Here is a 14,079-nt window from a genome sequence, read left to right as displayed (position 1 = left end):
GAAAAACATAAATACGTATTTACATAAAATGGATATAGATGCACAATAAAATTATACGTAATTACGTTTTTACGTAAATATAATGAAGGCGGCGATGCATGTGTCGAGAGACTTAGAAAAAGAAATCGATGCTCTGACCGAGCAGGTTGCTGGGCTCCAGCAGATGGTGCAGCATTTTTTTGCCGGCAAAAAAGAAAACCCTTTAACTGAACGTTCACCCATACTGAACCCAACCGAAGAGTTCGAAGCAGAAGAAGCAGGCGCCGTTTATTTCTCTGGGTTTTATCGAAACGGAAGGAGCGGCACCCGCTGGGAGCTTAAACAAAAAGATGTTAGCCACTTATTGGAATTAAACGGGGAGAAACTGGCCAAAGTGCTGTCGGCGCTTGCTCACAAGCAGCGTTTGGATATTCTGAGGGCCGTCATGCAGAAGCCTTTAACGGGGCCGGAGCTTGTCGAACGCCTAAATATGGGAACGACCGGCCAGCTGTACCACCATATTAAAGCGCTTGCTGCCGCCGATTTGCTGGCACAGGAGGAAAGGGGAGGACGCTATACGCTGCCTGCCCGCAGGATGCTGCCGATGCAGCTTTTGCTTGCTGCCGGATCGAATCTGTTGGATTCCAGCTCGTACATTGGTATGGAGGAAGCGAGGAATCAGGCTAACCTTTATCTTGGGACTGAGACCAACGGCGGCTATGATATCCATGTGCTGCTTTGGGCGGTATTGGAAAACAGCATCCTGGAGCACCGCGCCGGCCACTGCACTGAGGTCAGCCTCTACTTGCATGAAGACGGAAGCGTGACGGTGTCGGACAATGGCCGCGGCATTCCGGTCAAGGCGTTGCCAGGGTATCAAATTTCGAATGTGCAATCGATTCTGACCGACATTGAATGGTTAAGCAATACACCGGTATTCGTCGCGCCAGGGGCCGAGAAGGGGATCAGCATCGCAGTAGCCAATGCACTGTCCCGGAGCTTGAGTCTAGAAATCCGGAGAGACGGCCGCATCTTCAGGCAGGACTATAAAAAAGGGATCCCGCAAACAGGCTTGATCACTGTGGGAGCAACGCAAGAAACCGGCACGAGCGTGACTTTCCTTGCGGACCCGGATCTTTTTAAAAACACATTTGACGATAACGAGTTAGAGCGGAAGGTTGCTGAAATTTCATCCAACTATTCCGGATTGCGTTTGTCGCTCTACAAGAATGCATAATTTCTGCCGGCGGCACCTGTCCGCTCATTGCTGTCGAAACTGTAAAACAGCGGCAATCTAAGGTATACTGGATTTACATTTAATCTGTGATGGGGGTCCGCAATACGATGAGTCAGCAGGTGGATTTGGAAAGTCTGGGACGGCATTATTTACAAAATGAAGCTTATGGTGCGGCGGCTTTCTGTCTATACCGCGCCGTACAGCAGCAGCCGGGGAACGGAGGAGCCTGGAACGGCCTTGTTCTGTCCTTAAGCCTCATGCGTAAGGAAGAGGATGTCCAGACCGTGCTGGCCAGGTTTGGGTCAATGGATCTTTTGCCGTTCGACAGGGATATGGTCACCTTTGCGATGATGATGTGGCAGCACAACCATCGCGCTTTGGCGGAGTGGATCAGGGCTGTTTCCAAAAGAAAGGGCATCAGCGCACAGGACAGCAAAATGCTGGCCCAGATGGCCGACAATCTTGACAAAGCCTATCAGGAGCTGGTTGACCAGTATGGCGAAGACACGCTTAAGGCGCAGGGAATGCTCCGTCTTTCGGACTATGCCGAGCGCCGCATAGAACTGGATTGGCTCACCGAGGTTTCGCCGGACGAGATCTTCGCACAGGTCAAACAATGGCTTGAGAACCCCGAGACCGTGCTCGTCGCGGTAAGAATGCTGTGCATGCTGCCCGATCCGCGCAGCGAGAAGCTGCTTCGCAGGGTATGCCGGGATGAGAATGTGGCCGGCAAAGTAAGGACGCACTCGCTGCTCGCGCTCAGATGGCTTGGAGTCCGCGGTAATGCCCGCCTTCATAAGTTCGGCGAGTCCTTTATCGTCGACCTGGAACATCCCGTGCCGGAACTGACGGTCTCCGTGCCGGAAATTTTCAAGCCTGCACTGGACCGGATGAAGCTGTGGATTGCCATGCGGCAGGGATTCGTGACGCCTGAGGAATACGAGCGGCATGCGGCGACCGACGAACCTCAAATGTCGGAAGAGCTCGCGGCCAAAGCGGATGAAGCGCATATTCCAAGCGTGCTGCAGGAAGTTGCGCATATGCTGCTTCGCACCGCTTACGACCAGTATTATCCGCTTGTGCCTCGCGTAACCGGGACACGCCAATGGAGCGCGGCGCTGCTGATGCTGATCAAGGATTATGCCGAAGGAATAGGGGAAGAATGGCCCTACGGCGATCCGGAGAGCGATGAACAATCGCGGCTTCACCGGAATTGGCTGATAAGCGGCAGCCCGGATTACTATAATTCGATCAAAGAAGCTGCCGAGAAGAGGGCCATGGCCCGACAGCAAGACTGAAGCGTGAGCAATGTTGCGGTGGTGCAGGAGGGCTGATCCTTCGCCGCCTTTCTTTATATACACGACCACCCTCCAAACCCGAGATTAATCCCGCCCTTTTTCGGTTAAAATTCAGTACCTGCCACAACGCGCGCCGGGAGGGGTGCAGATTTGGCAAAGTCCATTATTTCTGAAAAAGGGGAAGATCGGCATGCTGAAGAAATACACGATATCCAAAGCAAAAGAGGTCAATTTGGACAATTTCGATCCGGAGGATACGGACCGTTTTACAGACAAGTCAGAAGTCACTGACGAATTTATGGAAATGGAAGACACGCTGAGGGACTACCAGGAGAAGCTGTTTGCGAGCAAGACCCATTCAGTGCTGATCCTTTTTCAGGGAATGGATTGCAGCGGTAAAGACGGGGTGATCAAGAAGGTTCTTTCCATTCTCAATCCGCAGGGGTTCCGGGCTGAGAGCTTTAAGCGGCCGACGGAGGAAGAGGGAGCGCACGATTTTCTTTGGAGAGCCCATAAAGTGACGCCTGCCAAAGGGTATATAACAGCATTCAACCGTTCTTATTATGAAGACGTTCTCATTACCAAGGTTCACAAAACGATCACCGATGAAGAGGCGGATAAGAGAATGGAGCAGATCCGGCATTTTGAGAACATGCTGTCGGACAATGGAGTGCTCCTTATCAAAATTTTCCTCAATATATCGAAGTCTTTTCAAAAGGAAAAAATCAACGAACGGTTGACGAATCCCGACAAGCATTGGAAATTTGACCCGAGCGATTTGCAGGAACGCGAATACTGGGATCATTATATCAGGGCCTATGAAGACGTGTTTTCTAAAACCTCCGGGGAGGAGGTCCCTTGGCATATCGTGCCCGCTAACCATAGATGGTTCAGGGATTATCTGGTACTCAAAGTCATCGTTTCTTCCATGGAGAAATTATCGCTTTCTTACCCGAAGGTGAGTATCGATCCGCATCTATTATTGGAAAAATGATCCAGCGGCAATGGAAAAAAACGTCTGCAACATGATTTGGCGGCGGGCAGCAGAGGGCTCCATTTATCCGTGTCACTGGAAAGATTGACAGCTTGGACAGGAGCCACGCCTCAGCGCACCGGAGTTTCAGCTACGCAAAAACCGATTGAGCGGATTGCGCGCTTTCTTGCCGGTTGGGAGAATCCATCCGATTTTGCGCGGCCCGTTAAGATCATCGAAAGCTCGATGGAAAAGCAATTCAGCCTGCAGGTCACCCTGCCGGAACAGACACTGCTGTCCGCAGACAATCAGGAAGCAGTCTGGTGTCCGCAAGATTATGATTGACAAGTGGAATGACATTCCCGTTCAGCAGTCAGAAGCTGCTCCGGTGCTGAAGCGGCTGGGAGCGCAGGTGGACCGCAAGTCCCTGGTGATTTGGCCGATTTCTTTAGTGAAAAGTGGAGGAGAATAGATGCAGCAAATTAAAATGATCGCAAAAGAAGAAGCGGAAAAGTTTTGGAAGCTAAGATTGGAAGCGCTGCTAACGAACCCGGAGGCGTTCGGATCAACTTATGAGGAATCAGTGAATAGAACGATTGAAGAGGTAAGATGCAGAATCAATACGACAGACGAAAATTACATTTTGGGGGCTTATTCACCGTCGGATGAGCTTGTTGGAATGGTTGGTTTTAAAAGGGAAACCGGCAGGAAGCTGCGGCACAAGGGTAAGATATGGGGCATGTACGTAACGGAAGCCTGCCGAAAGCAAGGTACAGGACGTATGCTTATGCAGGAAGTTATTTCCAGAGCATGGGAATTGGACGATCTCCTGCAAATCAATCTGACCGTGGTATCGACCAACGAAGGCGCCGGAAGGTTATACCGGTCTTTAGGATTTGTAGTGTATGGCATTGAAAAAAACGCATTGCGGCACAACGGGCAATTTTATGATGAAGAGTTAATGTGTTATTCGCTTAAGGGAGGTCAAAATAGCAAGGATTATTGAACAAATTAAGCTCTTTGAGCGTCGCAGAGGGTCCACCTAACTGGTACATAAATCAAAGATGGGGAGTGGTACTCGTGGAGAATAACCATCTAACACATAAATCACCGGAAGCCATTCAGTCCATTGTTTCTGCAATTAATCAGCGCCTGACAGGACGAACGAGTCCTATGGTGGTGTCCTTGGACGGAGGAAGTGGAGCAGGCAAATCTACGTTGGCTGCTGAGGTGGCTTCTCACTTGGGAGCAACAATCATTCAGTGTGATGACTTCTTCGCGGCAACTGTCACAGATAATGAATGGGACACATGTACATTGGAGCAAAAGTGCAGCCGTTGTATTGACTGGCAGCGTATGCGCAATGAGGCTTTGTTAAAACTGGTGGCAGGCGAGAAAGCCTGCTATCACCCTTTTTCCTTTACTTCTGGAAGCGGTTTGGCATCAAATTGGGTCACTTTAGAGCCTTCAAAAGTAATTATCCTCGACGGAATTTACAGCTCGCTGCCTGAACTATGCGATGTGCTTGATTTTACGGTTTTAGTGGATGTGTCACCCGGGCTTCGCCGCCATAGGCATAATCTTAGAGAGGGCAGTGACGATGCGGCTTGGCATATTCGATGGGATTCTGCTGAGGATTACTATTTCTCAGTCCTGCGTCCACCGGCATCTTTCGATTTAATAGTGGTGAATGATTAGTTCATAAAGGAGTGGTTCGGCTGCTTTACCATTTTAGCGAGAATCCGAATATAGACATCTAAATCCCGCAAGCCAAGCAAAATCGGACAGACATGCCGCCAGCAATATGGGCTATTGATGAGACGCACTCTGTAAATTTGCCGGGAAGGAAGGCGAAACTTGTAAAAGATATATATAGTGAGGCACTGCTAAGCGAGGAACCTGTGCCGGACTGGATGGAAAAGCTGGCGGAAACTTTCCGGGATTACGACCCTATCCGGGCGGCGAGTCCTCAAGCGAAGCGATGCACAGGGGAGTCCAGGTGATTAAGGAATTGGAAAACAGGCCTGCACAGAACTCAGCAGTGGTGACGCACGGAAATCTTATGTCTTTGATTCTGAGCCATTTTGACCGGGTGTACGGACTTGAGCAGTGGAAACGTTTAACCAATCCGGACGTTTATTTACTTCCAATAAATACGGAAGGCACGTCCACTAATCGATTATGGAGGTAACATTGAGAGATGACAACAGTTGTTTATATGATAAGGCATGCGGAATCGCCATATACCTCGGGTAACGAGAGAGAGCGCGGCTTATCGGCAAAAGGGGTGGTCGATGGGAAGCGGCAGCCGATATTTTGACGGAAGGAAGGATTGAGGTGCTCCTATCCTGTTCGTATGAGAGTGCAGTGCAAACGCTTGCAGCATTATCAAATAGATTGGGCATTGATTCGAAGTGGTTGAAGATCTGAAGGAGAGACTTCTCGCAGACGAGAATACGGAAATTTCAGATGAACAATTCCTGGCTGCAATTGCAAAAGTGTTTGCGGATGTGGCCCATATGGCAAGATTTGCCACTGTCGGACAGCTTCCCAAGGTCAATCGAAAAGAGGATAGGCCGTTACAAATACGTAGAATACCTTGTAATGCCAGATCATAATATAGATTCGATCTCCATGGAATGAGGTGAACTAATGGCCGTAGTGAAGGCAAGGGCAAGAGATGTAGATCTGCTGGCAAGGCTTCTGCGGGCTGAAGCTGAAGGAGAAGGCATTCAGGGCATGCTGCTTGTAGGCAATGTCGGGATAAACCGGATTAGAGCCAACTGCTCCGATTTTAAAGGGCTCCGGACGATCCCGCAAATGGTATACCAGCCGCATGCGTTTGAAGCGACGATCCACAGCTTTTTTTATCAGAAAGCAAGAGACAAAGAAAGACGCCTGGCCCAGAGGTCGATCAACGGTGAGAGCTTGTGGCCTGGTAAGTTCAGCTTGTGGTATTTCAGGCCTCCGGGGGATTGTCCTCCGACCTGGTACAATCAGCCTTTTGTAGGCCGATATAAGCTGCACTGCTTTTATGAACCCACGGCTGCAACATGCGAAAATGTATATAATACGTTCTGACTTTAACAGAAACTCTGCATGGGCGAATGCAGGGTTTTTTTTCTTATTGTATAGAAAATTATGATTTTCGGTGGCTGTGGATAAGTGTGCGTCAGATACATTCATCCGCTGGGAAATGTTGTCTTGGTAAATCCCCTCTATTCCAATCCAGAGGATCACCTTTGCGCCCCCTTCGTTATAATGGTGTTGGATCGATCCAGCTTCAGCGGATATTCCCCTGCTTTAACGGTCTGAGCACCCGCCGTGCACTGTGCAACGCCCGGGAGAATCGCGGGTTGGAAAAATTAAAGGGAATTCCTCCATTTAATTTGACTTCGATTTGGTTACAGATGCATTTAACTGGAAAAGTGCCATCAAAATCAGCGGTTATTCTAATATTTGGCCGGAACGGGTTGAATTAACAGGAGATTTTCCATGGATATGGATAGGAAGGCAATCGAACTGAGCAAATATCAGCATATTTTCCTGTTAATCAAATTAATCCAGCTTGCCGCAGGGCCGGCACATTCCGGGCAACCCTTCTACCATTGCCTCGCAAAAAAGGGAGCAGCCAGCCTTCTTTACATAACTTTTTCCTCATCAAGACCGCCGTCTTATGATCAATTTTTAAAAATGACGCTTTACAACCATTCTGATCATTGCGTCAACGGCCGGGCTGATCATTGCGTGGATCCTGTTCCTGTTCTTTTCCAAGGTGCTTATGCGCATGAAAGGGTTATGTTTATTCTTTATATTATTGCCGGCATTGTTGTAATCGTTTGGTTCTGCTCAGCACTATGATCAGCGCTTATAAGAAGGTACCGCCCAGATGCTGAAGAGCTTTGACGTCGTCCCCCAGCAGAACATGTTTTCCAAGCAGGGCATCGCCCTTAGTATTGAAGCGGTAGCCCAAATCAAGATCAGAAGTGACCCAACCGCCATCCTCACCGCCAGCGAACAGTTCCTCGACCGCCCGGACAGCGAGCGCGAAAGCATCATACTGCACAGCATTGAAGGCCACCTTCGGGGGATCATCGGGCAGCTGTCCGTAGAGAGCATATTGAAAACCCCGGAAGAAATCAACAGCAAAATGCGCGAAACCTGTTCCGAGGACTGGATAAAATGGGGCTTGAGGTCGTCTCGTTTACTATCAAAAAAGTTAAAGACGACAACGGGTACATAGAGAATTTGGGAGTGCCGGAGATCGGACGCGTAAAAAAGGAAGCTTCAATCGCCCGGGCTGAAGCGGAGAGGGATGTGATGAAGAAAGCACCGCCCGGCAAGCAGGCGGAATTGTAACAAGCCTGCCGCCGCGAATTCTCACGGCGGTTTTTTGGCGCCCCGGGCCCCTCTGTTTGAGTATCTTGCTTACGTGGTAAGAATAGGTAAAAGTCTATGCAGAGAACAAACCACGAAGCTGGAGGGGGACATAATGGATCAACAGAAACATACGGATAACTCAGGGAAACCGCCGGGAAATGACGGAAAACGCAGAAAAAAATTCCCGGTGTTTCGCGTTACGGTGCTCGCTTTTATCGTTGTGGCTGTTATTTGCTGCGGATGGGCGTGGACCGTTTTTTTACATATCTATAGAAGCGCCGATATTTCTTTGCTGGGAAAGGAGCCTCCGCGTTCGACGATCTTTTATGACCGGAACGGCGGAGTGATTACGGAAGTGACCAATTCCAAAATGGAGTACATGCCGATCAACAAGTTTCCGAAGACCATGCTGGATGCTATTACAGCCGTAGAGGACTCCCGGTTCTATGAACATAAAGGCGTTGATTTCTACGCGATCGGAAGGGCATTATACCGCAACTTCAAATCAGGCGATACTGTCGAAGGCGGCAGTACGATCACCCAACAGCTTGCCAAGACGATGCTTTTTTCCACGGAACAAACCTACTCCAGAAAAATCAACGAAGCGGCAGCCTCTGTAAAAATCGAACGAACCTATTCCAAGGAACAGATACTTGAGCTTTATCTGAACCATATATATTTTGGGGAAGGGGCGTGGGGGCTTGAGAGGGCGGCCAAGATCTATTTTGGCAAGAGTACACCTGAACTCAGTCTGGCGGAGTGTGCAATGCTCGCGGGGATCCCGAAATCTCCTACCAATTACTCGCCGGTGGATAACCCGCAGAAGTCCAAGGACCGCAGAGACCTCGTTTTGAATTTGATGGCCGAGCAGGGAAAAATTACTGAGCAAGAGAGGGATGCCGCGAGGAACAGCGAAATCAAGCTTGCGGATAAAAGCGCCGCAAAGGCGCCAGGCAAATATGCTTCCTATGTCAATCATGCGATTCAAGAAGCGATTGACAAGTACGGTTTAACCGAGCAGCAGATCCTGACAGCCGGTCTGCATATTTATACCAACCTGGATCCGAAGGTGCAGGAAGCGGCGGAGGCGGTGTATAAGGAAGCTTCCTTTTTCCCGGAGGACCGTGGAGGGCTGCAGAGCGGAATTGTGCTGATGGATCCAAAATCGGGCGCTGTGCTGGGCATTGTCGGGAGCAGGAGCCAAAACCGCGAATTTCGTGGATTCAATTATGCCACTCAGGCAGAGCGCCAACCGGGGTCGACGATCAAGCCGCTCATGGTTTATGCTCCGGCTTTGGCTGAAGGCTACGGACCGCAGGATATGATCTATGACGAGGAGACGGATTTCGGGGGCGGCTATAAGCCGATGAACTACAAGAAGCAGTTTCATGGGTGGGTGACGATGGAGGAGGCTTTGGTCCAGTCCTACAACATACCGGCGGTCGCGCTGTTGAAGGAGATCGGGATCAATAAAGGCTTTGAATTTGCGAAAAAGGCGGGACTGCCGCTGCAGAATTCAGACAAGACTTTGGGTATAGCGCTGGGAGGCATGCAGAAAGGAACATCTCCTTTGCAGATCGCCCAGGCATACACTATTTTTGCGGGCGGCGGCAAAATGTCCAAGGCTTTCGCGGTGACGAAGATTACCGATAATAAAGACCATCTGGTGGCGGAAGCCAAGCCTGAGTTTCAACAGCTTTTAGACCCGAATGTGGCCTATACGATGACGAAGATGATGGAAAAGGTCGTTACGGAAGGAACGGGACAGAACGCTATGATGGACAGGCCGGTGGCGGGAAAAACCGGAACGACCCAGCTTCCGGACATTGCCGAATTTAAAGATAAAGACGGAAATGTAATCGACGGCTCCAAGGACGCCTGGTTTGTCGGCTATACTCCGGACATCGTGGCTGCCGTATGGCTGGGATACCAGAAAACGAATAAAGACCATTATCTTACGACGACGGGAGGCAAGTATCCGGCTTCGATTTTTAAAGAAGTCGTAAGTCGTGCTTTGCAGGATGCTCCGGTGACGGCTTTTTCCGAGCCTGCATCTTATGTGGCGGCGCTCGGAGGGGATAAACGGATCAACGGAGACAAGGATACTCTGTTTGCCGGCTCGGGCGCTTCCAGGAAAAAGAATGTATCGAGCAGCACTGATGATACCGCCCGTCCTGTGCCTTTGAAAGACAATCAGCCGGACGCTTTGAAAGAGAAAGGCCAGCCGAAGCCTGCTGACAGCAAGGACGCTGGTGTGCAGCTGCAGCCTGCGGCAGGAGGAGCGGCAGGCGGTCCTGCCGCCGCAGCCCCGGCCCCTGACGCAGCCCCGGCCCCTGACGCAGCCGCGTCAGGAGTCAAAAATCCCGCGCCTCCGGCAGCTGCCGGAGGCGGAAACGCTGCTGCGGCCGGCACAGCCCGGCCGGGCGCAGCAGCCCCAGCCGCCGGCACGGCCGCGGCTGGAACGCACGGCGCCGCCGGTGCCGGCGCCGATGCAGGTGGCGCTGCCAAAGGCGGCAGCGCCAAAAGCGCCGGCGCAGCGGCGCCAGCCGGCCCCGCCTCGGGGAGCGGCGGGGCGCCGGCCGGCGACGGCAGCGGCGCAGCCGGCCAGGCTGCCGCGCCCGGCAGTGATGCCGGCGGCAGCGCCAAGGCGGCTCCGGCGCCGGCAGCCAAGGCGGGTCCAAGCCCGGCGCCCGCTGCCAAAGCGGGGCCCGCGCCCGCCGTCAAAGCGGGCCCAGCCCCGCCCCCAGCCGCCAATAGCGGCTCGTCTCAGTCTGACGATTGACTGCAGAAACAAGAGGCCGCTGGCTCACTCCCTGAGCAGGTCCGCTGTGCAGGTGCGAGGAGCTTGATGGACAACGAAAATGACATTCGAACGGACAACAGTTTGAATGTCATTTTTCTTGTCAAATCCGATTTGTTTTAGCAATTAGGGCATTAATCTAGAGCCGTTGCCTGATTCCTCATTGCATTTCATACAGTGGACTCTACAAATTATTTCGATTACGCCCAATTGATTGTAAAATGTACAACGTTTCCGGTCGATTACGCTTGAAAGGGTCAGTTTCACGCGAATCTGTTGCAGATTCCTCCTAGGCCCCCTAATTAAACTGGAGTCCGAGCCCCCAATAAATTAGACTGAAGGTAATGGGAGGCGGGACAAAATGCGTTCGAAAAAAGTATTTGAAGAGACTCGGTTAAAGATCGTTCGAGAGGCCCTCTCAGGGATCAAGATTGCGGTATTAGCTAGAAAATACGAGATTCATCCCGAGACCATCCGTAACTGGCTTAGGGAGTACCGAGATCAAGTGGGTACCGACGAAATCCCTTCGACTGATGAACAAATTCAGGAGCTGAAAAGGCTTCAAGAGGTCGAAGAGAAATATGAGAAAGCAGTCAAAATTCTTGGTGAAAAAGAGCTTGAGATTGAAATACTGCGTGAACTCTTAAAAAAGAAGAACCCCGCTTATCCGAAAAATACGAAATAGCAGACCGGTTTATTAAGCGGGGTGAACAAGCAGCGCTAGTTCTGCGAATCATAGGTCTGTCAGAGTCAACTTACTACGATCGGAGGAAGCGAGCGGCTACAGAGACAGTTCACGCGTCTAACGGCCAGAAAGGTAGGCCCTGCCCCGGTTATTCATTGACAACCGAAGGGAAGAAAATAAGCGGTGAACAGATTAAAGAATGGCTCTTGGAGCTTGTAGAAGGCGAGGAACATGTGTATGGGTATAAGCTCCTCGCCCAATCTCTCCGAAATGAGCGCGCATTGGTGCTGGATAAAAAGAAGTCCTATCGACTTTGTAAGGAACTCGGTATCCTGCAGAAACAGCGGGAGAAGCACACCAAGCACCCTCGCAGACTGCCTAAGAACCGCACAGTGACTGGACCGAACCAGCTGTGGCAAATGGATATTAAATACGGCTATGTTCCTGGTCGTGAACGCTTCTTTTTTGTACTCAGCATCATCGATGTGTTCGACCGTGTCGTCGTCGACTATTATAGAGGTCCTGTATGCGAAGCCAAACATGCCTGTCAAACGTTATGGCGAGCGCTACAGAAGCGAATCCATGCGGGAGAAACGCTACCCGTGATTCGCACGGACAACGGGCCTCAATTCGTCAGCACACTTTTCGGAGATACTTGTGAAAGTCTCGAAATGGTTCATGAGCGGATCCCGCCGCGAACCCCAAACATGAATGCATATATTGAATCCTTCCATAGCTTGCTGGAACGTGACCTCTTTTCAAAGATGGACTTCATGTCCTTTGAGGAGGCTTACGCCGAGATCGATCGTTACATGGACTTTTACAATAATCGAAAAATGCACGGCAGCTTAAAACGAATGCCGCCTGCTAAATTTTCAGAGTGGGTCATGCAACTGGAAGACCGTTCGATCTTCCACAAAGCCCTGTAAAATCTCGAGAAATAGAGCTATTCTGATAAACTACGGTTTTAATTGGTGCGGACTCCGGATTTAGGGGGCCTAGCCGATTCTACAATGCGTGCTGCCGTCGGAAGAGAATTTTCTGGATTGCATTGTACAAATTGCAACAGGCAGTCCGGGAATCCCATTGTATAAACTGACATCTCGTCCAGCGTCCTTTCTTTGATTGCAAGGCGCGTTAATGCTACTATAATAAGGTAATCGTTTCCAAAAGTGTATCTGAATCCAAATGGGAGAGGAGCGGCACACATGGCGTTAACCAACAAAATAGGCGTCATTGCCGACAGCTTCAGGGTGGGCGTGCGGGAAGGTCTGAGCAAAGCAAAGCTCGCGGGGGCGGACGGCGTACAGATCTATGCGGTAAGCGGAGAGATGGATCCGGCCAATCTGACATCCGAAGCGAGAAAAGAACTTAAGGACTATATCGCTTCCATAGGTCTTGAAATTTCCGCGCTCTGCGGCGATCTGGGTGGACACGGCTTCCAGGATAAGAATGTAAACCGGGAAAAAATCGAAAAATCCAAACGCATTCTCGACCTTGCCGTTGAGCTCGGTACAAACGTGGTTACTACGCATATCGGAGTCGTTCCCCGGGATCAGAACGATCCCATTTATGCGGCAATGCAGAATGCCTGCGAGGAACTCGCATCGTATGCGACCGGAATGAATGCTTTTTTTGCCATCGAAACGGGTCCCGAGCCTGCGGCGCATTTGAAATCTTTTCTCGATACGCTGGGCAGCAAAGGGGTGTCGGTCAATTTCGATCCCGCTAACATGGTGATGGTAACAGGGGACGATCCTGTGGCCGGCGTAAGACTGCTTCAGGATTATATCGTACATACGCATGTAAAAGATGGCATCCGTTATGCAGAGGTTGATCCGCGTGAAATTTATGGAGCCTTGGGTTACAAGAAAATGAGCCACAAGGAACTCGCCAGGATGGCAACAGAAGGAAAGATCTTCCAGGAAGTTCCTCTTGGCGAAGGGATGGTTGACTTTGATGCCTATTTTGCCGCGCTTGAGGAAATTGGTTACAAAGGCTATCTGACCATCGAAAGGGAAGTGGGCGGGCAGCCGGAAGAAGACATCCGCAAAGCAGTCGAATTTATCCGAAAATATAAGTAGCATCAGCTTCAAGAGAGGATTTACGATGGAAAAAGCATTTCTCGAGCAGGACACGGTCCATGTGGCGGAACAGTTGATAGGCTGCTGTCTTGTGAGACAGACGAAAAAAGGGACGATCAAGGTGCGGATAACGGAAACGGAGGCCTACAAAGGCAGTGAAGATCCGGCGAGCCATGCCTATCGATCGATGACTCCGCGCAACCGTTTGATGTTCGGCGAAGCAGGGTTTCTCTACGTTTATTTTATATACGGTATGCATTACTGTATGAACGTGGTGGCTCATCCTCCGGGAGGGGTCGGGGCCGTACTTATCAGAGGGGCTCAGGCTGTGGAAGGATTGGAGTTGATCAGGCTGAACAGGCCCGGTGTGGGCGACCGGCTGCTGCTGAACGGACCGGCCAAACTGACTTCGGCACTCTCTGTCGACGGCGGGTTCAACGGACATAATTTACTGGACAATCCGGGAGGCCTGCTGGGGTTACAGCAAAAGGAGCGGCAGTTGGAAGTGCGGCAAACGCCCCGCATAGGCATTAAGGCCGGGACCGATCTGCCTTGGCGGTTTGTGATGGTCTGACCACCCGCCGTGTAACGCCTCAACGCATGCCGGGAGAGGCAAGCGTTAGGAAAAACGTTAAATAGGAAC

Annotated in this window: 15 protein-coding genes and 1 pseudogene; all 16 read left to right on the top strand. The window is 50.9% G+C overall.

The genetic code is table 11. The annotated features are described in order from the left end of the window. The first annotated feature begins 100 nt into the window (after positions 1–100). The 16 genes and pseudogenes from ACZ5N7_RS05650 to ACZ5N7_RS05575 all read left to right on the top strand — a co-directional run bounded on the left by ACZ5N7_RS05650 (position 101) and on the right by ACZ5N7_RS05575 (position 14,010). Entirely contained in the window at positions 101–1,216 is a 1,116-nt protein-coding gene (locus tag ACZ5N7_RS05650; protein WP_464658145.1) for an ArsR family transcriptional regulator, read from the top strand. Between the two features lie 107 nt (positions 1,217–1,323). Continuing rightward, the gene (locus tag ACZ5N7_RS05645; RefSeq protein WP_464658144.1) at positions 1,324–2,514 is read left to right on the top strand and encodes a HEAT repeat domain-containing protein; all 1,191 of its coding nucleotides are present in this window, start codon (positions 1,324–1,326) and stop codon (positions 2,512–2,514) included. Positions 2,515–2,704: 190 nt separating this feature from the next. Beyond that, positions 2,705–3,508, top strand: a complete 804-nt coding sequence (locus ACZ5N7_RS05640; RefSeq protein ID WP_464658143.1) for a PPK2 family polyphosphate kinase — start codon at positions 2,705–2,707, stop codon at positions 3,506–3,508. Positions 3,509–3,577: 69 nt separating this feature from the next. After that, a complete protein-coding gene (locus ACZ5N7_RS05635; RefSeq protein ID WP_464658142.1) occupies positions 3,578–3,832 on the top strand; it encodes a hypothetical protein in 255 nt (84 codons plus the stop codon). Continuing rightward, on the top strand, positions 3,825–3,959 hold the full coding sequence (locus ACZ5N7_RS05630) for a hypothetical protein (protein ID WP_464658141.1): 135 nt from the start codon (positions 3,825–3,827) through the stop codon (positions 3,957–3,959). The genes ACZ5N7_RS05635 and ACZ5N7_RS05630 overlap by 8 nt, the downstream gene beginning before the upstream one ends. Next, the gene (locus ACZ5N7_RS05625; RefSeq protein WP_464658140.1) at positions 3,960–4,493 is read left to right on the top strand and encodes an N-acetyltransferase family protein; all 534 of its coding nucleotides are present in this window, start codon (positions 3,960–3,962) and stop codon (positions 4,491–4,493) included. A gap of 74 nt (positions 4,494–4,567) precedes the next feature. Continuing rightward, complete coding sequence (locus ACZ5N7_RS05620; RefSeq protein WP_464658139.1) at positions 4,568–5,185, top strand: uridine kinase family protein; 618 nt, start codon at positions 4,568–4,570, stop codon at positions 5,183–5,185. A 211-nt stretch (positions 5,186–5,396) separates the two neighbouring features. Next, positions 5,397–5,678, top strand: a complete 282-nt coding sequence (locus ACZ5N7_RS05615; RefSeq protein ID WP_464659156.1) for a histidine phosphatase family protein — start codon at positions 5,397–5,399, stop codon at positions 5,676–5,678. Positions 5,679–6,139: 461 nt separating this feature from the next. Beyond that, positions 6,140–6,568, top strand: coding sequence for a cell wall hydrolase (locus tag ACZ5N7_RS05610; RefSeq protein ID WP_464658138.1), 429 nt, complete (start codon positions 6,140–6,142; stop codon positions 6,566–6,568). Positions 6,569–6,982: 414 nt separating this feature from the next. Continuing rightward, on the top strand, positions 6,983–7,348 hold the full coding sequence (locus tag ACZ5N7_RS05605) for a hypothetical protein (protein WP_464658137.1): 366 nt from the start codon (positions 6,983–6,985) through the stop codon (positions 7,346–7,348). Between the two features lie 28 nt (positions 7,349–7,376). Beyond that, a pseudogene (locus tag ACZ5N7_RS05600) lies at positions 7,377–7,741 on the top strand (flotillin family protein); the annotation flags it as partial. 238 nt (positions 7,742–7,979) lie between these two features. Beyond that, positions 7,980–10,649: a transglycosylase domain-containing protein gene (locus ACZ5N7_RS05595; protein ID WP_464658136.1), complete on the top strand. Its 2,670-nt coding sequence runs from the start codon at positions 7,980–7,982 to the stop codon at positions 10,647–10,649. A 379-nt stretch (positions 10,650–11,028) separates the two neighbouring features. Next, the gene (locus ACZ5N7_RS05590; RefSeq protein ID WP_464656153.1) at positions 11,029–11,352 is read left to right on the top strand and encodes a transposase; all 324 of its coding nucleotides are present in this window, start codon (positions 11,029–11,031) and stop codon (positions 11,350–11,352) included. Then, positions 11,349–12,281, top strand: coding sequence for an IS3 family transposase (locus ACZ5N7_RS05585; protein WP_464659154.1), 933 nt, complete (start codon positions 11,349–11,351; stop codon positions 12,279–12,281). Before ACZ5N7_RS05590 ends, ACZ5N7_RS05585 begins: the two co-directional genes overlap by 4 nt. A gap of 279 nt (positions 12,282–12,560) precedes the next feature. After that, the gene (locus ACZ5N7_RS05580; protein ID WP_464658135.1) at positions 12,561–13,436 is read left to right on the top strand and encodes a sugar phosphate isomerase/epimerase family protein; all 876 of its coding nucleotides are present in this window, start codon (positions 12,561–12,563) and stop codon (positions 13,434–13,436) included. 25 nt (positions 13,437–13,461) lie between these two features. Next, positions 13,462–14,010, top strand: a complete 549-nt coding sequence (locus tag ACZ5N7_RS05575; RefSeq protein WP_464658134.1) for a DNA-3-methyladenine glycosylase — start codon at positions 13,462–13,464, stop codon at positions 14,008–14,010. The last annotated feature ends 69 nt before the right edge of the window (positions 14,011–14,079 follow it).

This window comes from Paenibacillus sp. JCM 18996, from assembly GCF_055392555.1.
The sequence above is the reverse complement of the archived record's forward strand: the minus strand, read 5'-3'. Positions and strand labels throughout refer to the sequence as shown.